Raw genomic sequence first — 20,595 nt, forward strand, 5'->3', positions numbered from 1 at the left:
GACTTACAACAACGAGCGACCCAACATGGGCATCGGCGGCATAACACCCGCACAGAAACTGAAAATGGCTGCCTGAAGTCTACGGCCAAACCCCGTTAAAACGGGGAGGATTACCGGCCCGAGGCCCACAACCCAAGAAATGGCCTGGAAAATGAAGCTCTGGATTGCCGGATATTTTGTCGACAACCCTAACCGTCTAACCTCATAAGAAAATGAAGCGGATACGGTCGCTGCGTTTGGTCTGCTACCCCGCCGCTCTGTAGATGGGAAAGTCTCTGCCGACCAACATGATCAGGCTTGCAGATGGGCGTATCAGCCGACATGCGTGCGTCTGCGCGATGACGGACATACATGCGTCCTTATCAACTGCTGCTGGTCTTTAGCGATGTCACGACAAGCGCCCAATGAACGACCGCCCAGACCATGCGCTGCCATCCAAACGGATGCCGCTCAGTCGCGCGGCATCCGTGATTACTCAATGCGCGAGAGCTTCACCAGCCGCTTGGTCGCTCAATACCCCGGGCGCGGGACAAGACCCATCAGGGCTTGCGACAGGCCGCCATCCACGACGATATCCTGTCCCGTCACATAGGCCGCCTTGGGCGAGGCCAGAAACAGCGCCACATCCGCCATGTCATCCGGCGTGGCGATGCGGCGCAGCGGCACCATCTGTTCGCGGCGCGACTTGACCTCGGCATCGGCATAGAACGCCTCGGACAGCGGCGTGCGCACCAGACCGGGGCTGATGCAGTTCGAGCGGACGCCGCGCGGACCCCATTCCTGCGCAAGCTGGCGCGACAGCATCAGCGTGGCGGCCTTGCTGGTCGAATATGCGCCACTGGCGGGCTGCGGCTCCGTGCCCGCAATCGACGCCACATGCACCAGCGCCCCTTCGCCGCGTGCCAGCATGGCCCGTCCGAACGCCTGCGCGGCCAGCAGATATCCGGTCAGATTGATCTGCAGCATCGCGGACCAGTCGACCGCGCTGACGCTGTCCAAGGGGCCGGGGCGCAGGATCGCTGCGTTGTTGATCAGGATGTCGGCGCCGCCCATTGCCTCAAGCCGGGTGGCGGCACGGACGATATCCCCGGCATCGGACATGTCACAGGCCAGCGCGAAAGCGCCGCCGCCCAGTTCCGTGGCCAGATCGTCAAGCCCGTCGGTCCGCCGATCCAGCAGCGCGACCCGCGCGCCCTCGGCGGCGAAGGCGCGGGCCAGCGATTGCCCGATCCCACCCGCGGCGCCTGTGATCACGGCAATCTTGCCATCCAGTTGAAGCCAGCTCATCTGTCGTCTCCGTTTCTTTTGGTAGATGCAGGCGTGCAGCCTGCGGGCAATTCAGGGGTTTGGCGCGGCGGCGAAATCGGCTAGGCACGACGAAAGGAGTTCCTCATGCAATCCGACCACTTTGACATCAGCCGATGTATCGGCGCGCTCAGCCTTCGCTTTTCCAGCCGTCTGGGCGCGGGGGCGTCGCAGGAATACCTGCAAAGGTTCCAGATCGGCGTGGTCGAGTGGCGCATTCTGTGCCATCTGGCGATTGAGCCCTGGTCGAATGTGATCGCCATGGCGAACTCGATCGGGCTTGATAAAAGCTCGGTCAGCCGGTCGTTGTCGCTGATGACCGAACGCGGTCTGGTCACCATGCGCAATGGTGAACGCCGCCGCCGAGAGGCGCAGCTGACCGCCGCAGGTCTGGCGCTGCACCGCGAGGTTCTGCCCATAGCCCGCGCGCGTGAGGACGCGCTGCTGGCGGGCTTTGATACAGCGGAAACCGAACAATTGCTGAGCTATTTCCATCGGCTGATCGCAAACCTCAGCAAGGTTGAAGAAGACGCGCAGCGCCGGTCCGGGCAAGACGCCTAGACCTGCGTCAGTGAGGCAAGCGGCGTGGCTTTCACCAGCCGGTCCTCTTGCGCGATGACCAGATGCGCCGACGCCCGAAGATATTCGGGAAAGTCCGGATCGGCGTCCCGCGCCTGCCAGCGCCGTTCCATATCGGCCATGTCCTCATAGGCCCAAAGATGCACGACCTGATTCAGCGTGCCAACCGTGCTGGTGTAAAAACCGATGGGCGCGCCCAAGCTGCGGATCAGCACCGGCATGGCCAGACGGTCGAACACATCCAGAAACTCGGCCATCTTTCGCGGCGCGATGGTGTAATAGCGCAGATTGACCAGCGGGCGGTTCGCGGGGGCGGTCAGCATGGGGATCTCCGTTCCTATTCTGCGGCCGGGCGCGCGGAAGTGGTGCCGTCAAGCCGTCCGGCCAGCGACAATCCGGCGACATAGCCAAAGGTCATGGCGGGGCCGATGGTGATGCCCGCGCCGGGATAGGCGCCGCCCATGATCGAGGCCGCGTCGTTTCCTGCGGCGTAAAGGCCGGGGATTGGTTGCCCGGCGGCATCCAGCACCCGCGCCTGCGTGTCGATCTGCAGGCCGGGAAATGTTCCCAGATCGCCCATGATCAGTTTCAGCGCATAGAACGGGCCCCGTTCGACCGGCGCGACATTCGGATTGGGCTTGTGGCTGGCATCGCCAAGATAGCGGTTGAAGCCCGAGCTGCCGCGTCCGAACAGGCGATCCTCGCCCTGCCGCGCCGCGGCGTTGAAGGCGGCCACGTCTTCTTGCAGCGCCTGCGCGGGCACGCCGATCCTGTCCGCCAGTTCTGCCAGCGTCTTGCCGCGCGTCAGATAGCCGCTGCGCAGATGCGGAGCCAGTGGCATGGGGTAGGGCTTCACGAAGCCGATGCCGTATTTGCGGATGGTGCGGTGATCGGCGATCAGCCATGCCTCGGTCCGGCCCAGCCCACGGCATGTCTTGATCATGGCCGCGCCGACATCGTGATAGGACAGGCTTTCATTCACAAAGCGCCGCCCGTCCGGGTTCACCATGATGAAGCCCGGCTTGTAGCGGTCGACCAGATGCGGAAAGGCGATGGCGCCGCTGCCATAGGGCACTTTTGACACCGGCATCCATGCGGCGGCGTTTGGCAGACCCTGCGACAGATGCCCGCCAGCCGCTTCGCCCAAGGCGATGCCGTCGCCGGTATTGCCTTCGGGAACCGGGGTGAAATGCTCGCCACCGTCCTGCAGATGCGGATAGTGCTGCTGCAGGCGCTGCAGATCGCGCGCGAAACCGCCCGCCGCCAGCACGACGCCGCGCGCCGCCGTGATCTGGCGCGGCGCGCCGTCGATCTGCGCAATGACGCCGGCAATGCGCCCGTCCGCATGGATCAGTTCCCGCACCGGGGCATCGGTGACGATCTGGATCCCCAGGTCAAAGGCCGATTTCGCCAGCCGCGCCGCAAGCGCGTTGCCCGAGGTCAGCTGCACGCCGCGCCCATAGCGCGCCAGATGCGTCATATGCACGCCCAGACGCTTGGCGACATAAGCCGCCGAGACCGCGGATTTGGTGAAATTGAAAAAGTGTTTCAGGTCGTTGTTCGACGAATTGAACATCATCCCCATGAAGGTGATGGTTTTCAACGGCGGGCGAAGGCGCTGAAATTCCTTGCCCAGCCGCCGCCCGTCATAGGCCGCAGCGGTGATCGAGCGCCCGATCTGCACGCCGCCCGGCGCTTCCGGGTGATAGTCGGGATAAAGCGAGGGGGTGAATTTCACCTCGGTCCGGCTTTCCAGAAAGCGCAGCATTTCCGGGCCGTAATCCAGATAGGCCTCGACGAAATCGGCATCGTATTTGTTGCCCGCCTCGTGGCGCATATAGTCATGCACGGCGGCGCGGTCCACGCGGACGCCGCCCTCGGATGTGGGCCGGTCCTGAAAATGCGGGTTGCCGGGGATCCAGACGACACCGCCGGAAAAGGCCGTGGTGCCGCCAAAGACCGGGGCCTTTTCCAGAACGATGACCGACAGGCCGTTGGTCTTGGCCGTGATCGCAGCGGTCAGCCCTGCCGCGCCCGAGCCGACGACAACCACGTCATATTGCTTCTGGACTGTCATGTTCCAGCTCTCCTTCTCAGATAGTTTTCGGGGCGGCGGCCACGTCGCGGGCGCGGATGAACAGCGCCGACAGACCGGCCACCAGCAGCGGCAGCGCAAAGACCGCAAGCAATCCCGCCAGACCAAGGCCCTGACCGATCAGCACGCCGCCCAGCATCGGGCCGATCACCGCGCCGATGCGGCCGATGCCCATGGCCCAGCCGATGCCGGTGGCGCGGATCTCGGTCGGATACAGCGCAGCGGCCAGCGCATAGAAGGCATTGAAGCCGCCATTCGTGGTAAAGCCCGCGAAAAAGGCCAGCGTCAGCGTGATGGCCAGCGTCGTCGACAGATAGCCGAAGGCCGCGACCACGACAGCACCGCATAGCATTGCACCGCAGGTGGCGCGTTGCAGGCCATAGCGCGCGCCGAAGCTGCTGATGACGAAGGTGCCGATGAAGCCGCCAAGGTTGAACAGCGCCCCGGCATAGATGGCGTTTTCCACCGCCAGCCCCGCCTGCACCGAAAGCTGCGTGATCCATGACACCAGAAAATAGAACGTCATGAAGCCCATGATGATGCTGAGCCACAGGCACAGCGTCCCGACCAGCCGGCCGCCCTGAAAGATCGCCCCGACCGAGGCGCGGCGGGCCAGGACCTTGGGCGGCAGCGCGCTCAGCCCCGGCTCTCCCAGACGGCGCAGGGTGCGGTTCAGACGCTGCAGCGCGCCGCGCGGCTGGGTGCCTTTCAGATAGTTGATCGACTCGGGCAGGATCGCTACGACCAGCGGCAGCACCACCAGAGAGATGATCCCCGCCCCGAACAGCATCATGCGCCAGCCATGTTCCGGCAGGAAATGCGCGACCAGCAGGCCCGTCAGCACCGCCCCCAGCGGATAGCCCGAGATCGCCGCTGCCACGACCAGCCCTTGCTGGCCACGCGGCGCGAAATCTGCGGCCATCGTGGTCACGCTGGCCAGAAATGCCCCGACTGAGGCGCCGATGATCGCGCGCAGGATAATCAGTTGCAGCAGCGATTGCGCCTGACTGCTGGCCAGCATGGCAACGGTGATGACGACCAGCAGGGTCAGGATCAGCGGCCTGCGCCCGAACTTGTCGGCCAGAGGCGCGATCAGCAATCCGCCGACCGCCATCCCCGCCAGCGAGGCGCTGAACACCGTGCCAAGCGATTGCGGGCTCAGCGACCACTCGGCCTTCAGGACCGGCGCGATATAGGACATGATGACAATATCCATCCCGTCGATCGCGTTCAGCAAGAAGCAGATGAAGATGACCGCGATGCGCAATGGCGTCCATCGCGCGTTCGTGTCTGTGGGTGCGGCATCCTCGGCCGTCGTCACATGCAGTGCCATGTCTCCCTCCCTTTGGCATAAGCGGTCCAAGGCCGCAAAACCAAAGGTTTGCGGGCAGGGCGCTGCCGTTCTTAGTTGATCTCGCGCCGCATTCCCCTGTGCGGCTGCTCTTCGATAATCAGGATGAGGGGTTGGGTCAATTAATTTGTTGCGACCGCAACATAAATCCGACGCAACTCAGGGCGGCGTGTAGAAAATATAACGAATATATTATCTTACACGCATCGCAGGCCCGCACCCGGCGCGGCGGGCAAAGGCGGCAGCCATTGGGACATGCCGCCGACCCCGGTGGCTTTGTGCCGAATCGTGGCTGGCCAGACCGCCGGATCGGCTGCGATCGGGGCAGGGCGTCGCCGCCCGGCCTCAGGCCAGTTGCATCTGCGGCACGTCGTGATCCGGGACGATCAGCCGGGCCGAGGTGGCCGCGCGGATCTGGTCAAGGCTGACGCCCGGACCGCGCTCCAGCAGCACAAGCCCCTGTTCGGTTGGCCGGATCACCGCCATTTCCGTGACGATCAGGCTGACCCGCCGCGCGGCGGTCAGCGGCAGCGAACATTCCGGCACAATCTTGGGGCGGCCCTTGGCGGTGTGCAGCATGGCGACGACGACCTGCTTGGCGCCTGCGACCAGATCCATGGCCCCGCCCATGCCCGGCACCATCTGGCCCGGAACCATCCAGTTTGCCAGAAAGCCGCGCTCATCGACCTGCAACCCGCCCAGCACGGTCATGTCCAGATGCCCGCCCCGGATCAGGCCAAAGCTCATGGCGCTGTCGATCGAGGCGGCTCCGGGCACGGCGGTCACGAACCCGCCCCCGGCATCGGTCAGGTTGATGTCCTCCATGCCTTCGGGCGGGCGGGCGCCCAGACCGATCACGCCGTTTTCGGCCTGAAAGAACACGCCAGCATCGGCGGGCAGATAATTCGCGACATGGCTGGGCAGGCCGATGCCCAGATTGACCAGCATTCCGCGCCTGATTTCCAGCGCAACGCGGCGGGCGATCAGTTCCTTGGCATCCATCGCGATGCTGCCGGGCCGGGGGTTGATGACGTGTTCGTCCATGTTTTATGCCGCCCGTTCCAGAATGTGATCCACCAGCACGCCGGGCGTCTTGACGCTGTCGGGTGAGATGACGCCGACCGGGACGATATGTTCCGGCTCGGCGATGACGGTATCGGCGGCCATGGCCATGATCGGATTGAAGTTATGCGCCGTCAGCGTGTATTCCAGATTGCCGACGTAATCCGCCTGCCGCGCGGCGATCAGCGCGAAATCGCCCTGGATCGGCTTTTCAACGATGAAGCTGCGGCCGTCGATCTGGATGATCTGCTTGCCATCCGCGACCGGCGTGCCAAGCCCGGTTGCCGTCAGAACACCGCCAAGACCCACCCCGCCCGAGCGGATGCGTTCGACCAGCGTGCCTTGCGGGACCAGTTCCACCTCGATCTCGCCCGAGATCATCTTGGCCTGCGTTTCGGGGTTCAGCCCGATATGCGAGACGATGGCCCGCGACACCGCGCCGCTGCTGATCAGCTTGCCAATGCCGCGACCGGGCAGGGCGGTGTCATTGGCCACCACCGTCAGCCCGCGTGCGCCGCGCGCGACCAGCGCGTCGATCAGACGGTTCGGCGTGCCGACGCCCATGAACCCGCCGATCAGAAGCACCGCGCCATCCGGGATCATCTGCGCCGCGACCGCTGCTTTTATTGCCGTCTTCATGCCATCTCCTTGCAGACCGAAGGCCCGGCGCCAAAGACAGGCCGTCTGACGGCGCGGGCAATCGCTGTGTCCAGTCTTGGGTCAAGGGATTAGCACATGTCTGTGCCGAAAGCTGCCTTTGATGTCGCGGGGCAGACCGCGCGAAAGGCGCATCCCGAACGTGCTTCGGGATGCGCGGTGTCATGGAGCTTAACGCTGGCGGTATTCGCCCTGATCGGGGGTGGCCATGCTGACCAGAATGATGGCCATCCACGAGGCGATGAAGCCCGGGACGATCTCGTAAAGCCCCTCGCCACCCAGCAGCGACTTGTTCAGGCCAAGCGCGATCCACAGGATCACGGTGACAGCGCCGACGATCAGACCGGCCACGGCCCCCGCGCCGGTCATGCGCTTCCATGTCAGCGCCAGCACGATCAGCGGACCGAAGGCCGCGCCAAAGCCCGCCCACGCATTCGACACCAAGCTAAGCACCTGCGCGTCGGGGTCGCGGGCGATGACGGCGGCGACGATGCCGACGGCCAGAACCGACAGCCGCCCGATATTGACCAGCTCGCGCTGCGTGGCGTCGCGTTTCACCAGCGTGTGGTAGATGTCCTCGGTCAGCGAGGACGAGGCGACCAGCAACTGGCTTGAGACCGTTGACATGATCGCGGCCAGCAGCGCGGCATACAGAAAGCCGGTGATCAGCGGATGGAACAGCAGGTCCGACAGGATGATGAAGATCGTCTCGGGGTCCGATACGGTCAGCCCGGTGCGCAGCGCATAGGCATGGCCGAAGATGCCGACGGCCACCGCACCGATCAGCGACACGATCATCCACGACATGCAGATGTTGCGCGCGGTCGGCACGTCATCGACGCTGCGGATCGCCATGAAGCGGACGATGATATGCGGCTGGCCGAAATAGCCCAGACCCCATGCCACCGCCGACAGCCATCCCAGCACCGTCATGCCTTTGGCCATCGAGAAATATTCCGGATCCAGCGCGGTCAGCCGGTCCACGGCAGGTCCGACTCCCGCGCCGCCATCGGTGGTCAGGATGACGATGGGCATGATGACCAGCGCCAGCATCATGATGCAGCCCTGCACGAAATCCGTCAGGCTGACGGCCAGAAAGCCGCCGATGGTCGTATAGACCAGCACAAAGCCCATCGTCAGCAGAATGCCCGTCATGTAGTCGCCGCCAAAGGCGCTGGCAAACAGCTTGCCGCCGCCGACAAGGCCCGATGCGGTATAAACAGCAAAGAACACCACGATCACAATGGCCGAAACCATGCGCAGCAGCTTGGCCCGGCTGGGGAAGCGCGCGCCCAGAAAGCCGGGAATCGTCAGGCTGTTGTCGTAATATTCGGTCTGCTCGCGCAGTCGCGGGGCCACGATGATCCAGTTCAGCAGCGCGCCCAGCGTCAGGCCGATGCCAATCCAGGATTGCGACAGGCCCGACACATACAGCGCACCGGGCAGACCCAGCAGCAGCCAGCCGCTCATATCCGAGGCGCCGGCCGACAGCGCCGTCACCGAGGGGGACAGATCGCGGCCCCCCAGAATGTATTCTTCCGAACTCGAGGTGGCTTTGCGCCACGCATAAACGCCGATGGCCAGCATCAGCACGAAATAAGCCGCAAGGCTTACCCAGACTCCGAAGTGCATGTTTTCTCCCACTCCTCACAGGCTGGGCGGCTTCTGTCACGGAAGCCCCCTGCGCGGGAATGGAAATCTGGTTTCGTCCTGTTTTCAGGCCGCAGTTTGGTCGGATCGTATGGGATTGGCGCGGGATATGTCCGTTTCGCCCAAAGCGATCACGCAGATTTTAGCGGGAATCAGCCCTGACCGACCGGCGGCACGCCCCACCAATGCTGGGTGCGTTCGCAATGCAGGGCAATGGCGCGGGTTGCCGCATCCTCGTTCTGGCGGTCAAGCGCGTCCATGATCGCCAGATGTTCGCGCATGGCCGAGATGATGCGTTCTTGCACGAAGGGACGGACGCGCTGGATGATGGCGATGCGGATGCGGTTGGCATCATAGGCGCGGCGCAGCAACGGATTGGCCAGCCCCTCGGCCAGATAATCGTGCAGCGTCAGGTCCACGGAATTGGCGCGCGGCGGCAGGTCGGGCGGGCTGCCCCGCAGCGCGGCATCAAGGATCGCCAGATGGGTCTGGCGCAGGTCGTGCAGGCCCTGCTGCCCCTGCGGATCGCGGATGCGCCGCCGCGCGCCTTCCTGATCCAGCACCATGCGCAGGTCCAGACTGTCGCGGATCAGCTCAGGCTGTGCATCCATGATCTGCACGCCGCGCTTTGGGATGATCTCAAGCCAGCCCGCGCTGCTGGCATGGCGCGTCGCCTCGCGCACGGCGGCCAGCGGCAGTTGCAGCAGATCGACCAACTGCGGCATCGACACGAACTGCCCGGCCCGCAGCTTTCCCTGATGCAAAGCGGCGGTCAGGGCGGCCTGCGCGCGCGTGTTCAGCATTTGATCGACGGACATGCGTTTTCCTCTTCCGGCACCCCAGCCTGCAACAGGATGACAGCTTCGATCTTAAAGAAAACCCGTAAACTGCTATCTGACCTTCTATATAGACGCGCAAGAAACCTCTCACCTAACATTTCAGGTGTCGGTCCAGACCTGCGGACCGCATCCGGCCTGTCCGGGCGCCAATGAGACACGGGAGGTAATCATGGCGATGCAGATTTCACGGGGCGGTCTTGCGACATGTCCCCGCAGCACGGTTTCCGGTCTGTCCTGCAGAAAAGGGGCAGCGACATGACCGCAAATACCGAACATGGCACGGCGGGTCTGGACCTGTCGCTGGACGACCGGCTGCCAGAGGGCGTCTCGCCCCGGCTTTACAACCACGATCTTGCCCCCACCAGGCGCGAGGGCCGCACATGGAGCGCCTATAACATCTTCGCCCTTTGGGCCAATGATGTGCACAGCCTTGGAAATTACGCCTTTGCCATCGGGCTGTTCGCGCTGGGGCTGGGGGCGTGGCAGATCATTGGCGCGCTGAGCTTCGGGGCGCTGTTCCTGTTCATCCTGCTGACGCTGTCGGGATATATGGGCGCCAAGACGGGCGTGCCGTTCCCGGTCATGAGCCGCATCAGCTTCGGCACGCGCGGGGCGCAGATCCCGGCGATGATCCGGGGCGGCGTCGCGATTGTCTGGTTCGGGATCCAGACATATCTGGCCTCGCTTGCGCTGGATGTGATGCTGCTGGCGCTGATGCCGGGATTGCAGCCCTTGTCGCAGCAGATGGTGCTGGGCCTGTCGGTTCTGGGCTGGCTCAGCTTTACCGTTCTGTGGATCGTGCAGGTCGTCATCGCCTGTTACGGCATGGAAAGCATTCGCAAATACGAGGCATTCGCCGGCCCGGTCATCCTGCTGACCTTCGTGCTGTTGGCCGGATGGGTGCTTTACAGCGCCGGCGGGCAGTTGCGCTGGACGCCGCCCGATGCACTGACGGGCACGGCGATGTGGGTGCAGATGCTGGGCGCGGCCTCGCTGTGGGTGGCGATCTATGGCACCTTCGTGCTGAACTTCTGCGACTTCACGCGCGGCGCGACCTCGAAACGCGCCATCGTCATGGGCAATTTCTGGGGCATTCCCATCAACATGCTGATCTTCGGTGCCGTCGTCGTCATTCTGGCGGGCGGGCGGCTGGCAATCGACGGCACGCTGATCCAAAGCCCGACCGATGTGGTGCAGGCCATTCCCAGCAAGCCTCTGCTGATCCTTGCCAGCCTGTCGCTGCTGATCCTGACCATCGCGGTGAACCTGATGGCGAATTTCGTCGCGCCTGCCTATGCGCTGGCCAACCTGTTCCCGCGCCATCTGGATTTCCGCCGCGCGGCCATTGTCAGCGCCGTGATCGGCTTCGTCATCCTGCCGTGGAACCTGTATAACTCGCCCATCGTCATCGCCTATTTTCTGGGGGGTCTGGGGGCGTGTCTTGGGCCGTTATTCGGCATCGTCATGGCCGATTACTGGATGGTGCGGCAGCAGCGCGTCGACGTTCCGGCGCTGTATTCCGAAGATCCCGCCGGGCCATATCACTATGCCAATGGCTTCAACCCGCCGGCCATCCGGGCGCTGGTGCCCTCGGCGGCGATTTCGGTTCTGATCGCCTTCTTGCCGGGGCTGCAGGCCTTGTCGCATTTTTCATGGTTCATAGCGGCTGGTCTGGGGGCGCTGTTCTATTATGTCATCGCACCCAAGGGGCAGCACTATGCCGACCGTGACGGCGAAAAGATCGCTGTGGCAATGACCCACTAAGGATAAAGGGGAAGACATGCGCATTCTTGTCGTCAACGTGAACACGACCGAAACCATGACGCAGGGCATCCGGCAACAGGCGCAGAAGGTCGCCGCGCCGGGAACCGAGATCGTGGCGCTGACCCCGCGCTTTGGTGCGGAATCGGTCGAGGGGAACTTTGAAAGCTACCTTGCCGCCGTGGGGGTGATGGATGCCGTCCTGCGCTATGACCAGCCGTTCGATGCCGTGATCCAGGCCGGGTATGGCGAACATGGCCGCGAAGGATTGCAGGAACTGCTGGAGGTGCCGGTCATCGACATCACCGAGGCCGCGGCATCCACGGCGATGTATCTTGGGCACAAGTACTCGGTCGTCACAACGCTGGACCGGGCCGTGCCGATGATCGAGGACCGCCTGAAGCTGGCCGGGCTTTCCGAACGCTGCGCCTCGGTCCGGGCCAGCGGCATGGCGGTGCTTGAACTGGAAGCCGAGCCCGAGCGCGCCGTTCAGGCGATTGTCGCGCAGGCGGCCGAAGCCGTCAGCCGCGATCATGCCGAGGTGATCTGCCTTGGCTGCGGCGGCATGGCCGAACTGGAGCGCAAGGTCCGCGAGCGGACGGGCGTGCCGGTCGTCGATGGCGTGGCCTCGGCCGTGACCATCGCCGAGGCGCTGGTGCGCATGGGGCTGAAGACTTCGAAGGTGCGGACCTATGCGCCGCCACGGCAAAAGCGGGTGACGGGGTTTCCGCTGACGGGCCTGTAGGCTTGCAGGCTGCAACGTCAGGGGGGCGGCCATTGGCCGCCCCTCAACGCCTTCCCACCACAGAAGGCTATCCTCCACCACAAAGGACGCCCCTGCTTTTCACAACCTCAGCGGGATGCAACGGCTGATATTCGCGAAATCGGCAAGTGGTGCTTGTGTTGCGAAAATTTGCCGATGGGATGGCTGTATCTGGGCGGGACGTTGCCGGTAAACCATTACCAAACAAGGATAATGCTGCAGGTTATAGACCGATTTGTGATGGAACCCAACCTGCCTGCGCGACATGTGGGACGCCTTTGCGCTGCGCGGTGTGCATACCGGTCTTGCTGTCGTGGCGGCTACTGTTTCCGAACTGCCCTATCTATATCCGTCTTGTCCGAAATGAGCCCGTTGAATGGGCAAGATGAAAAGCAGGTTTAGAAATGTCCGCCGTCGAATTCAGCCGCAGCACCGCCCCCACGGGTTTCGCCCATTACGCCGCCCGTCTGCGCAGCGCAGTCATCGCGTGGAATGAGGCCCGCATCACCCGGCGCGAGCTGAACAGCCTGACCGACCGTGAGCTGATCGATATCGGTCTGTTCCGCGGCGATATCGAGCGCGTCGCCCGCAACCGCTAAGGCGTCTGAGCCGATTGCCAAGCCCTCGCCCCATTCCGGCGGGGGCTTTTTCATGTCGAAACTGGCGCCTCTGCCTTGGGATCAGCGCGGCGTGTCCTTTGCAAAACCCTTGCCGGTGCAGATCTTCAGGGCATCGCGGATCTGGGCGGGATCTTCGGGAATTCGCTGACCATACAGGCTGGATGCCAATTCACGCAGCAAGATGACCTGGCTTGCCATCGAACTTGCCAACCTGCCTTGCACCTTGACCAGATCCATTGAGTGCAGCGCCTCGTCCAGATCAGCCAGCGCAATGGCACAGGCCGCAATCGAGGCATTCAACCTTGCCTCAACATCGTCTCCGATCTGGATTGTCGTTGTCATGGGGCCTCCGTTGTTTTTCAGAAACATTTGCGGAAACAACGGCTAAACGGAAAGGTTCCTTTGTCGATTAAAGAATGTTAGCTGCACGGCGGAAGCTGGCCGATCATGCCCGTTGCGCATGCAGGCAAAGGCCCGCAATCAGCGCCCCGGCGGTGGCGCGGCGGTGCTGGCGCGGGCGCAAAGCTCGACCGGAAGCATGGTCGTGTCCTCATACGGCTTGCCCTGCATCCGTGCCAGCAGCACCTCGGCGGCCTGACGGCCAAGGGGCGCGCGATGCTGGCGGATCGTCGTCAGCGGCGGCTGGATATAGGCCGCAAGCTGGATATCGTCAAAGCCCATGACCGAGATGTCCTGCGGCACGCGCAGTCCCGCCGCGATCAGGCCATGGATCAGCCCGACCGCCATTTCGTCGCTGTCGCAGAAGATCCCCGTGGGCCGGGGCGACATGGCCAGCACCGAAGCCGCTGCCGCAAAGCCCGACTGCATCGAAAAATCACCCTGCAGCACTTGGCCGGACAGCCCCAGCCCCGCCAAGGCCTCGGCAAAGCCGTCGCGCCGCGACCGGGACAGCGAATTCTGCGCCGGGCCGGACAGGTGCAGGATATCGCGGTGACCAAGCCCCGCCAGATGCTGCGCGGCAAGGCGGCCGCCAGCGGCATTGTCGACCAGCACGCGCGGCGCATCCAGCGCGTCGGTCCATTCGCAGGCCTGCACCAGGGGCGGACAGCCGGGACGCGCGAACAGCGCCGGATCCAGCCCGCCCTCCAGCAGGATCACCCCGTCGGACCGGGACCGGCTGAGATAGGGGGCAATCGCCTCAAGATCGGGCTGTTCGGTGGCGCCATGCGTGTCCAGTACCAGAAGGCTAAGGCCCTGTCGGCGCAGCACCTCGGCGATGCCGCCCAGGATCTGGGAAAAGAACGGGTTCGCCAGATTCGGCACCAAGGCCAGAACGCTGCCGACTTGCTGCTGGCGCAGGTTTCGCGCGGTGAAGTTGATGGTGTATCCGGTCTTGGCAATCGCGTCGCGCACCGTGGCGCGGGTGGTTTCGGACACGATGTCCGGGTTTGACAGCACCCGGCTGACCGTGGCGACAGACACCCCCGCAAGCTGGGCGACATCCTGAATGCGGGGCGGTCGGGCTTCTTTCGGCACGCTGTTCTGCTCCTTGCGACGGACCACAGATATCGCAAAAAACCGGGTTGTAAACCATTTCAGCCTGTGCAACCCTGATTTGAAACCGATTACATCGCGGGGGAGGCCGCGCTGTGATCATCGCACGGCCATGGGAGGAATGCCGTTCACATGCCGACGGGCAGCGTCTGCCCGGACTGCATGGCTGCGGTTTCCCGTTCTGCATGTTCCGATCTGTCCAGCGTCATTTCGGCGCGACATGTCCGGCCATCGCGGATCCCCCGGCGCCTGCGGATGTAAACGGTTTCAGCGCCGTGTCGTAAAACGGCAGATGGGGGGGCGGATGATAGATGCGATGACACGTCGCGGGATGTTCAAAGGTTCGGCTGCCTTGGGCATCTCGGCCATGGGCGCGGGGTTTGCCATGGCCGCAGTGGCCGATGAGCGGGTGGCGCTGAAGGGAAACATCCATCACTCGGTCGCGCGCTGGACCTTTCAGGACCTGTCGATGCAGGATCTGTGCGCGCTGGGCCAAAGGATAGGGCTGAAGGCCATCGACCTTTGCGGCCCGGATGACTGGCCCGCGCTGAAAGCGGCCGGTCTGGACAGCAGCATGTGCAACGGGGCCGAGATCAGCCTTGAAGACGGCTGGGCCGATCCCGCAAACCACGCCGAACTGATCCGGCGTTACACCCGGCATATCGAACTGGTGGCCAAGGCGGGCTATCGCAATCTGATCTGCTTCAGCGGCAACCGTCGCGGCATGAGCGACGACACCGGCCTTGCCAATTGCGAAACGGGTCTGCGCCAGATCCTGCCCGTGGCCGAGGCGGCGGGCGTCACCCTGACGATGGAACTGCTGAATTCGCGCGTGAACCACCCGGATTACCTGTGCGACCGCTCGGGCTGGGGGGTGGCGCTGGCGCAGCGCCTTGGCTCGCCGCATTTCAAGCTGCTGTTCGATATCTATCACATGCAGATCATGGAAGGCGACGTGATCCGCACGATCACCGATCACCACCGGCATTTCGGCCATTACCACACCGCCGGAAATCCGGGCCGGCACGAGCCCGACGACACGCAGGAACTGAACTATCCGGCGATCTGCCGGGCGATCCACGCGACCGGCTTTCAGGGCTATGTCGCGCAGGAATTCATCCCCAGCAGCGACGATCCGGGCAGGGCCGAGGCGGCTTTGCGCGACGCGGTGCTGACCTGCGACATCTGAACATCCGCCAGCTATCGAGGGAGACAGCAAGATGGCAGACACCATGACCTATGACGCAATCGTCGTCGGATCGGGCATCAGCGGCGGCTGGGCCGCCAAGGAACTGACGGAACGCGGCCTGAAGGTTCTGATGCTGGAACGGGGCCGCAATATCGAACATGTCACCGATTATGTGAATGCCGAAAACGAAAGCTGGAACTATCCGCATCGCGGCACGGCCACGCAGCAGATGGTCGAGAATTATCCGGTCCTGAACCGCGATTACGCGCTGAACGAACAGACCTTCGGCATGTGGGCCAATGAAAAGGACAGCCCCTATATCGAAAAGAAGCGGTTCGACTGGTTCCGGGGCTATCATGTCGGCGGGCGGTCGCTGATGTGGGGGCGGCAAAGCTATCGCTTCTCGGATGTCGATTTCGAGGCCAATGCCAAGGAAGGCATCGCGACCGATTGGCCGATCCGCTATGCCGACATCGCGCCGTGGTATGACCATGCCGAGAAATTCGCCGGTATCTCGGGGTCGCTGGAGGGGCTTGACCATCTGCCTGATGGCCAGTTCCTGCCGCCGATCCCGCTGAACATCGTCGAAAAGGACGTGGCGGCAAGGCTGCGCAAATCCTTTGGCGGCAAGCGCTATCTGATCAATGCGCGGGTGGCCAATATCACCGAAGCCAAGCCCGACCAGAACCGCGTGAACTGCCAATATCGCAACAAATGCTGGCTGGGCTGTCCCTATGGGGCCTATTTCAGCACGCAATCGGCGACGCTTCCGGTGGCGATGGCGACGGGCAATCTGACGCTGCGCCCGTTTTCGATTGTCAGCCGGGTGATCTATGACAAGGACAGCAAGCGCGCCACGGGTGTCGAGGTGATCGACGCCGAAACGAACCAGACTTATGAATACAAGGCCAACGTGGTGTTTCTGAACGCCTCGTCCTTCAATTCGACATGGGTGCTGATGAATTCGGCCACCGATGTCTGGGAGGGCGGCCTGGGCTCATCCTCGGGCGAGCTGGGCCATAACGTCATGGATCACCATTTCCGCGTCGGCGCCGAGGGCCGGGTCGAAGGCTTTGACGACAAGTATTATTTCGGCCGCCGCCCGGCAGGGTTCTATATCCCGCGTTTCCGCAATCTGGACGGGGAGCAGCGCGATTATACCCGCGGTTTCGGCTATCAGGGCTCGGCCAGCCGTCAGGGCTGGAAGCGCGAGATCGCCGAGTTGAACGTCGGCAAGGATCTGAAGGCTGCGCTGTCGACACCCGGCGACTGGACCATCGGCATGACCGGCTTTGGCGAGATGCTGCCCAGCCACGACAATCACATCGCGCTGGACCGCACGACGACCGACAAATGGGGCCTGCCGGTTCTGGCGATCAGCGTCGAGCTGGGCGAGAACGAACGCAAGATGCGCCTCGACATGAAGCAGGACGCAATCGAGATGCTGGAGGCGGCCGGCATCAAGGATGTGAAGGGCACCGAAAAGGATTACGGCGTCGGCATGGGCATTCACGAAATGGGCACGGCCCGGATGGGGCGCGATCCCAAAACCTCGGTGCTGAACGGCAACAATCAGGTCTGGGACGCGCCGAATGTCTATGTGACGGACGGGGCCTGCATGACCTCATCGGCCTGCGTGAACCCGTCGCTGACCTATATGGCGCTGACCGCGCGCGCCTCGGCCCATGCCGTCGACAGCCTGAAGAACGGAGACATCTGATGCTGCGTCGCGATTTTCTGACCATGATCGCCGCCGTCACCGGCACCGCCATGATCGGCGGGCGGGCGATGGCTTACCTGCCGACCGAAGCGGGCGCGAACGCATTCACGCCCGAAGACACCGCCTTTCTGGACGAAATGGCTGAGGTGATCCTGCCCCGGACCGACACGCCCGGCGCCAAGGATGCCGGGGTGGGCGCCTTCATGACGCTGTATGTCAGCGATTGCTATACGCCCGAGGATCAGCAGGGCTTTCGCGACGGCATGGCCAATCTGAAGGCCGCTGCGGCCGAACAGGGCACGGATTTTATGCAGATGACCCCGGATGCCCGCACGGCCTTGCTGGACGGCATCGCCCGCGAGGCCCGCGTCGTCACCGCAGAAGGCGCGGCCAAGGCCAAGGCCGAAGGGCGGGTCGTCAAGAATGCCGACATGCATTGGTTCACGCCGCTGCATCAGCTTGTGCTGTTCGGCTTTTTCACCTCGGAAATCGGCGCGACCGAGGTGCTGCGTTATGAGCCGGTGCCCGGCGAATATATCGGCGATCTGGACTATGACGGCGAACCCGCCTGGGCCACCTGAGCCAGCTTCGTTTCCCACCAGAAAGGCAGACAGATGAGATATACCGCAAGCCTGCTGGCGTTGCTGGTCGCGATCCCGGCCATGGCGCAGGACGCAGACCTGACGCGCGACGAACGCCGCGCCCGCGCCGAGGTCACCGAATATTGGCAGCCGGTGCCGAAGCTGGTCGCCACGCCCGCCGGTCAGCCGCCCGCCGACGCCATCGTGCTGTTTGACGGCAACAATCTGGACGCATGGCAGGCGGTCGAGGGCGGCGACGCCGAATGGACCCTCGCCGATGGCGCGATGACCGTGGCGCGCGGCAAGGGCGACATCCGCACCAGACAGTCGTTCTGTGATGTGCAGCTGCATGTCGAATGGCGATCACCCCCGAACGATCAGGGCCATGACAGTCAGGATCGCGGCAATAGCGGCATCTTCCTGCAATCGCTGTATGAGGTGCAGGTCTTGGACAGTCACGACAATCCGACCTATGTGAACGGGCAGGCGGGCTCGATCTACAAGCAGCATCCGCCCTTGGTGAACGCCTCGCGCGCGCCGGGGGAATGGCAAAGCTACGACATCATTTTCGAGGCGCCGATTTTCGCCGAGAATGGCGCGCTGCGCAAACCGGCCTATATGACGGTGATCCATAACGGCGTCGTGGTGCAGAACCATGCCGAGCTGCAGGGCCCCACCGAATATATCGGCCTGCCGCGCTACGGCGCGCATGACTGCGCACCGATCCAGTTGCAGGATCACGATGCCGATGTCAGCTTCCGCAATATCTGGCTGCGCCCGCTGTAAGCACCTGCACCAAGGAAAAACGGGCCGCATCGCCGCGGCCCGTCCTGCATGTCCCGCGGCCGGTCAGTCGCGCGCGGCGCCTTCGGGCAGGTTTCGGGTCAGAAACTCGGCCCCGGTCTTGACGGTCGCGGCGGCATCCTTGGGCATGTCATGTTCGATGATATACCATTTCGTGCCGGCCTCCTCCGCTGCGGGCAGGATTCTGGCGAAATCCAGCACGCCCTCGCCCAGGGCCTTGAAGCCCTTTTCGTCGGCAGCCTCGCCTTCGGGGGCGTTGTCCTTGGCGTGGATGGCGAAGATGCGGCCATCGAACCGGTCCAGATATTCGACCGGATCAAGCCCGCCACGCGCCACCCATGCCAGATCCAGTTCGGCGACCACATCATCGCCTGCGGCCTGCATCATCACCTCAAGCGCGGTCTTGCCGCCCATATCGACCATTTCGAAATCATGGTTGTGATAGCCAAGCTGCATGTCGGCGGCCTGAAGCTTGTCGGACATGGCGCGCAGTTCTTGCCCCAGCGCGGTCCAGCCTGCGGCATCGGTCGGGCGCGCCTCGGGCTTCAGATGCGGCACGATGATCGTGTCATTGCCGATCGCCTTGTTGAAGGCGATGACGCCCTGCAGATCGCTGCGCAGATCGTCGATCTGCGCATGGGTCGAAATGGCGCGGATGCCGTATGTGTCCAGCGCGGCCTTCAATTCCTCGGCGCTGACCTTCTGCGTTCCGACGGTTTCCACAGCCGTTACGCCCGCGGCCTGCACGGCGGCAAGCTGTTCGTCCAGCGTGCCTGCATCGCGCAGCGTATACATCTGCACGGCAATGGGCAGATCGGTGGTCGAGCGGCTGTCTTGCGCGGTGGCAGTGCCTGCGACCACAAGGGCGGCGCTGGTCAGAAACGCGCGCAGGATCGGGGTGGAACAGGTCATGAAATTCTCCCTTGAAGCGGCTGCCTCCTCCGGCAGTGCTTAAGATGTAATTGATTTCATACAGAGTGAAAAGGATTACATTTTGGCGGGTAGGGGGGCGTCGATCCGGCTTGCACATACGGGTCCAAGCCAGCATCCTGCGGCCAGTGCCGGAAATGGGAGACCTCCGATGGCTTGGTCCGCAGCGCAATATTCCAAGTTTCTTGACGACAGAACCCGACCGGCGCGCGATCTGCTGGCAGCCGTGCCGCTGGAGACCGCGCAGCTTGCCGTCGATATCGGCTGCGGGCCGGGCAATTCGACCGCATTGCTGGTGGCGCGCTATCCCGAGGCGTAGGTGGTCGGCCTTGATCCCGACCCCGACATGCTGCGGGTGGCGCGCGCCGCACTGCCCGATTGCCGCTTCCAGCAGGCCCAGATCCAGACATGGCAGCCCGAAGTGCCGCCCGACCTGCTGTTCGCCAATGCCTCGCTGCAATGGGTGCCGGATCATGCGGCGCTGCTGCCGCATCTTGTGGGCCTGCTGCGCCCCGGCGGTGCGCTGGCGGTGCAGATGCCCGACAATCTGGATGAGCCAAGCCATGTCGCCATGCGCGAGGTCGCCGCCGACCCGCGCTGGCACGACCGGATGGGCGCGGCCAGCGCCCGGCGCCGCCCGCTGCTGACGCCGGCGCAGATCCATGCCCTGCTGCGGCCCATTTGTTCCCGTGTGGATGTGTGGCGCACGACCTATCACCATCCGCTGGCGGGGCAGGCGGCGATCGTCGAATGGTTCAAGGGCTTGGGGCTGCGTCCCTATCTCGCGCCGTTGGAACCGGCCGAGCAGCAGGATTTCCTGTCCGCCTATCTGGACCGCATCGCCGCAAGCTACCCCGAGAAGGACGGGCTGGTGCTGCTGCCCTTCCCGCGCGCGTTTCTGGTGGCCGTGGCGCGTTAGTTTTTGGGCCCGTCCGATGCGACGGTGCGCGGCTGGATCGGGACAGATCGTAGGGGGGACTAACTCCCGGACATTGCCGGAAACCTCCCGCCCCTCGTCTAAGGTTATGAAAAAGCCAGAAAAAAGAGGCGTAGAAGGCCGGTAATCCTCCCCGTTTTAACGGGGTTTGGCCGTAGACTTCAGGCAGCCATTTTCAGTTTCTGTGCGGGTGTTATGCCGCCGATGCCCATGTTGGGTCGCTCGTTGTTGTAAGTC

At 63.6% G+C, this 20,595-nt stretch carries 21 protein-coding genes; 10 read left to right on the forward strand and 11 right to left on the reverse strand.

From position 1 onward, the window contains the following. Nucleotides 1-510 precede the first annotated feature (510 nt). Nucleotides 511-1,287 carry an SDR family NAD(P)-dependent oxidoreductase gene (locus tag GL284_RS19725; protein WP_155046180.1) on the reverse strand — a complete coding sequence of 259 codons (777 nt, stop codon included), beginning with the start codon at nucleotides 1,285-1,287 and terminating at the stop codon, nucleotides 511-513. Nucleotides 1,288-1,392: 105 nt separating this feature from the next. Between GL284_RS19725 and GL284_RS19730 the strand changes: the two genes are divergently transcribed. Further along, nucleotides 1,393-1,866 (forward strand): MarR family winged helix-turn-helix transcriptional regulator, encoded by a 474-nt coding sequence (locus GL284_RS19730; RefSeq protein WP_155046181.1) that lies wholly within the window; start codon nucleotides 1,393-1,395, stop codon nucleotides 1,864-1,866. Here GL284_RS19730 and GL284_RS19735 read toward each other — a convergent pair. The 7 genes from GL284_RS19735 to GL284_RS19765 form a co-directional block, all read right to left on the reverse strand. Then, nucleotides 1,863-2,207: an NIPSNAP family protein gene (locus GL284_RS19735; protein ID WP_155046182.1), complete on the reverse strand. Its 345-nt coding sequence runs from the start codon at nucleotides 2,205-2,207 to the stop codon at nucleotides 1,863-1,865. The genes GL284_RS19730 and GL284_RS19735 overlap by 4 nt on opposite strands. A 14-nt stretch (nucleotides 2,208-2,221) precedes the next feature. Continuing rightward, the gene (locus GL284_RS19740; protein WP_155046183.1) at nucleotides 2,222-3,961 is read right to left on the reverse strand and encodes an FAD-dependent oxidoreductase; all 1,740 of its coding nucleotides are present in this window, start codon (nucleotides 3,959-3,961) and stop codon (nucleotides 2,222-2,224) included. 16 nt (nucleotides 3,962-3,977) lie between these two features. Next, nucleotides 3,978-5,312, reverse strand: coding sequence for an MFS transporter (locus tag GL284_RS19745; RefSeq protein WP_155046184.1), 1,335 nt, complete (start codon nucleotides 5,310-5,312; stop codon nucleotides 3,978-3,980). A 363-nt stretch (nucleotides 5,313-5,675) separates the two neighbouring features. Then, nucleotides 5,676-6,332 carry a 3-oxoacid CoA-transferase subunit B gene (locus GL284_RS19750; RefSeq protein WP_155046196.1) on the reverse strand — a complete coding sequence of 219 codons (657 nt, stop codon included), beginning with the start codon at nucleotides 6,330-6,332 and terminating at the stop codon, nucleotides 5,676-5,678. 45 nt (nucleotides 6,333-6,377) lie between these two features. Next, nucleotides 6,378-7,031, reverse strand: coding sequence for a CoA transferase subunit A (locus tag GL284_RS19755; protein WP_155046185.1), 654 nt, complete (start codon nucleotides 7,029-7,031; stop codon nucleotides 6,378-6,380). Between the two features lie 189 nt (nucleotides 7,032-7,220). Beyond that, nucleotides 7,221-8,681 carry a sodium/proline symporter PutP gene (gene putP / locus GL284_RS19760; RefSeq protein WP_155046186.1) on the reverse strand — a complete coding sequence of 487 codons (1,461 nt, stop codon included), beginning with the start codon at nucleotides 8,679-8,681 and terminating at the stop codon, nucleotides 7,221-7,223. A 170-nt stretch (nucleotides 8,682-8,851) separates the two neighbouring features. Next, nucleotides 8,852-9,517 (reverse strand): GntR family transcriptional regulator, encoded by a 666-nt coding sequence (locus tag GL284_RS19765; protein ID WP_230383198.1) that lies wholly within the window; start codon nucleotides 9,515-9,517, stop codon nucleotides 8,852-8,854. Between the two features lie 276 nt (nucleotides 9,518-9,793). Between GL284_RS19765 and GL284_RS19770 the strand changes: the two genes are divergently transcribed. The 3 genes from GL284_RS19770 (at nucleotide 9,794) to GL284_RS19780 (ending at nucleotide 12,661) form a co-directional block, all read left to right on the forward strand. Then, nucleotides 9,794-11,302: an NCS1 family nucleobase:cation symporter-1 gene (locus GL284_RS19770; RefSeq protein WP_155046187.1), complete on the forward strand. Its 1,509-nt coding sequence runs from the start codon at nucleotides 9,794-9,796 to the stop codon at nucleotides 11,300-11,302. 16 nt (nucleotides 11,303-11,318) lie between these two features. Then, complete coding sequence (locus GL284_RS19775; protein WP_155046188.1) at nucleotides 11,319-12,044, forward strand: aspartate/glutamate racemase family protein; 726 nt, start codon at nucleotides 11,319-11,321, stop codon at nucleotides 12,042-12,044. Between the two features lie 422 nt (nucleotides 12,045-12,466). Beyond that, nucleotides 12,467-12,661: a DUF1127 domain-containing protein gene (locus tag GL284_RS19780; protein ID WP_155046189.1), complete on the forward strand. Its 195-nt coding sequence runs from the start codon at nucleotides 12,467-12,469 to the stop codon at nucleotides 12,659-12,661. An 81-nt stretch (nucleotides 12,662-12,742) separates the two neighbouring features. Here the strand turns inward: GL284_RS19780 and GL284_RS19785 are convergent, their stop codons facing one another. After that, nucleotides 12,743-13,051: a hypothetical protein gene (locus tag GL284_RS19785; RefSeq protein WP_155046190.1), complete on the reverse strand. Its 309-nt coding sequence runs from the start codon at nucleotides 13,049-13,051 to the stop codon at nucleotides 12,743-12,745. A gap of 111 nt (nucleotides 13,052-13,162) precedes the next feature. After that, entirely contained in the window at nucleotides 13,163-14,179 is a 1,017-nt protein-coding gene (locus tag GL284_RS19790; protein WP_341870518.1) for a LacI family DNA-binding transcriptional regulator, read from the reverse strand. A gap of 334 nt (nucleotides 14,180-14,513) precedes the next feature. Here GL284_RS19790 and GL284_RS19795 point away from each other — a divergent pair, with 334 nt between their 5' ends. The 4 genes from GL284_RS19795 to GL284_RS19810 are packed head-to-tail and all read left to right on the forward strand — an operon-like array spanning nucleotide 14,514 to nucleotide 18,473. Then, entirely contained in the window at nucleotides 14,514-15,386 is an 873-nt protein-coding gene (locus GL284_RS19795) for a hydroxypyruvate isomerase family protein (protein WP_230383197.1), read from the forward strand. A gap of 31 nt (nucleotides 15,387-15,417) precedes the next feature. Continuing rightward, nucleotides 15,418-17,106 carry a GMC oxidoreductase gene (locus tag GL284_RS19800; RefSeq protein WP_155046192.1) on the forward strand — a complete coding sequence of 563 codons (1,689 nt, stop codon included), beginning with the start codon at nucleotides 15,418-15,420 and terminating at the stop codon, nucleotides 17,104-17,106. Then, nucleotides 17,106-17,687, forward strand: a complete 582-nt coding sequence (locus GL284_RS19805; protein ID WP_155046193.1) for a gluconate 2-dehydrogenase subunit 3 family protein — start codon at nucleotides 17,106-17,108, stop codon at nucleotides 17,685-17,687. The genes GL284_RS19800 and GL284_RS19805 overlap by 1 nt, the downstream gene beginning before the upstream one ends. Nucleotides 17,688-17,720: 33 nt before the next feature. Then, nucleotides 17,721-18,473 carry a 3-keto-disaccharide hydrolase gene (locus GL284_RS19810; RefSeq protein WP_155046194.1) on the forward strand — a complete coding sequence of 251 codons (753 nt, stop codon included), beginning with the start codon at nucleotides 17,721-17,723 and terminating at the stop codon, nucleotides 18,471-18,473. Nucleotides 18,474-18,536: 63 nt separating this feature from the next. On the opposite strand, the gene GL284_RS19815 is transcribed toward GL284_RS19810, so the two are convergent. Further along, nucleotides 18,537-19,403: a sugar phosphate isomerase/epimerase family protein gene (locus GL284_RS19815; RefSeq protein WP_155046195.1), complete on the reverse strand. Its 867-nt coding sequence runs from the start codon at nucleotides 19,401-19,403 to the stop codon at nucleotides 18,537-18,539. 169 nt (nucleotides 19,404-19,572) lie between these two features. On the opposite strand from GL284_RS19815, the gene GL284_RS21670 reads away from it, so the two are divergent. Then, on the forward strand, nucleotides 19,573-19,740 hold the full coding sequence (locus GL284_RS21670) for a hypothetical protein (protein WP_230383196.1): 168 nt from the start codon (nucleotides 19,573-19,575) through the stop codon (nucleotides 19,738-19,740). Further along, on the forward strand, nucleotides 19,741-20,340 hold the full coding sequence (locus GL284_RS19820; RefSeq protein WP_341870517.1) for a methyltransferase domain-containing protein: 600 nt from the start codon (nucleotides 19,741-19,743) through the stop codon (nucleotides 20,338-20,340). The last annotated feature ends 255 nt before the right edge of the window (nucleotides 20,341-20,595 follow it).

It is taken from the genome of Paracoccus shanxieyensis, assembly GCF_009711265.1.
Lineage (GTDB): Bacteria > Pseudomonadota > Alphaproteobacteria > Rhodobacterales > Rhodobacteraceae > Paracoccus > Paracoccus shanxieyensis.

What these genes read in the sequence shown, in the direction of transcription:
- GL284_RS19800 (WP_155046192.1), top strand. Translation starts at nt 15,418, where the DNA reads ATGGCAGACACCATGACCTATGACGCAATCGTCGTCGGATCGGGCATC.
- GL284_RS19750 (WP_155046196.1), bottom strand. Translation starts at nt 6,332, where the DNA reads ATGGATGCCAAGGAACTGATCGCCCGCCGCGTTGCGCTGGAAATCAGG.
- GL284_RS19725 (WP_155046180.1), bottom strand. Translation starts at nt 1,287, where the DNA reads ATGAGCTGGCTTCAACTGGATGGCAAGATTGCCGTGATCACAGGCGCC.
- GL284_RS19785 (WP_155046190.1), bottom strand. Translation starts at nt 13,051, where the DNA reads ATGTTTCTGAAAAACAACGGAGGCCCCATGACAACGACAATCCAGATC.
- GL284_RS19745 (WP_155046184.1), bottom strand. Translation starts at nt 5,312, where the DNA reads ATGGCACTGCATGTGACGACGGCCGAGGATGCCGCACCCACAGACACG.
- GL284_RS19775 (WP_155046188.1), top strand. Translation starts at nt 11,319, where the DNA reads ATGCGCATTCTTGTCGTCAACGTGAACACGACCGAAACCATGACGCAG.
- GL284_RS19730 (WP_155046181.1), top strand. Translation starts at nt 1,393, where the DNA reads ATGCAATCCGACCACTTTGACATCAGCCGATGTATCGGCGCGCTCAGC.
- putP (WP_155046186.1), bottom strand. Translation starts at nt 8,681, where the DNA reads ATGCACTTCGGAGTCTGGGTAAGCCTTGCGGCTTATTTCGTGCTGATG.
- GL284_RS19805 (WP_155046193.1), top strand. Translation starts at nt 17,106, where the DNA reads ATGCTGCGTCGCGATTTTCTGACCATGATCGCCGCCGTCACCGGCACC.
- GL284_RS21670 (WP_230383196.1), top strand. Translation starts at nt 19,573, where the DNA reads ATGGCTTGGTCCGCAGCGCAATATTCCAAGTTTCTTGACGACAGAACC.
- GL284_RS19735 (WP_155046182.1), bottom strand. Translation starts at nt 2,207, where the DNA reads ATGCTGACCGCCCCCGCGAACCGCCCGCTGGTCAATCTGCGCTATTAC.
- GL284_RS19810 (WP_155046194.1), top strand. Translation starts at nt 17,721, where the DNA reads ATGAGATATACCGCAAGCCTGCTGGCGTTGCTGGTCGCGATCCCGGCC.
- GL284_RS19765 (WP_230383198.1), bottom strand. Translation starts at nt 9,517, where the DNA reads ATGTCCGTCGATCAAATGCTGAACACGCGCGCGCAGGCCGCCCTGACC.
- GL284_RS19740 (WP_155046183.1), bottom strand. Translation starts at nt 3,961, where the DNA reads ATGACAGTCCAGAAGCAATATGACGTGGTTGTCGTCGGCTCGGGCGCG.
- GL284_RS19795 (WP_230383197.1), top strand. Translation starts at nt 14,514, where the DNA reads ATGACACGTCGCGGGATGTTCAAAGGTTCGGCTGCCTTGGGCATCTCG.
- GL284_RS19755 (WP_155046185.1), bottom strand. Translation starts at nt 7,031, where the DNA reads ATGAAGACGGCAATAAAAGCAGCGGTCGCGGCGCAGATGATCCCGGAT.
- GL284_RS19780 (WP_155046189.1), top strand. Translation starts at nt 12,467, where the DNA reads ATGTCCGCCGTCGAATTCAGCCGCAGCACCGCCCCCACGGGTTTCGCC.
- GL284_RS19815 (WP_155046195.1), bottom strand. Translation starts at nt 19,403, where the DNA reads ATGACCTGTTCCACCCCGATCCTGCGCGCGTTTCTGACCAGCGCCGCC.
- GL284_RS19770 (WP_155046187.1), top strand. Translation starts at nt 9,794, where the DNA reads ATGACCGCAAATACCGAACATGGCACGGCGGGTCTGGACCTGTCGCTG.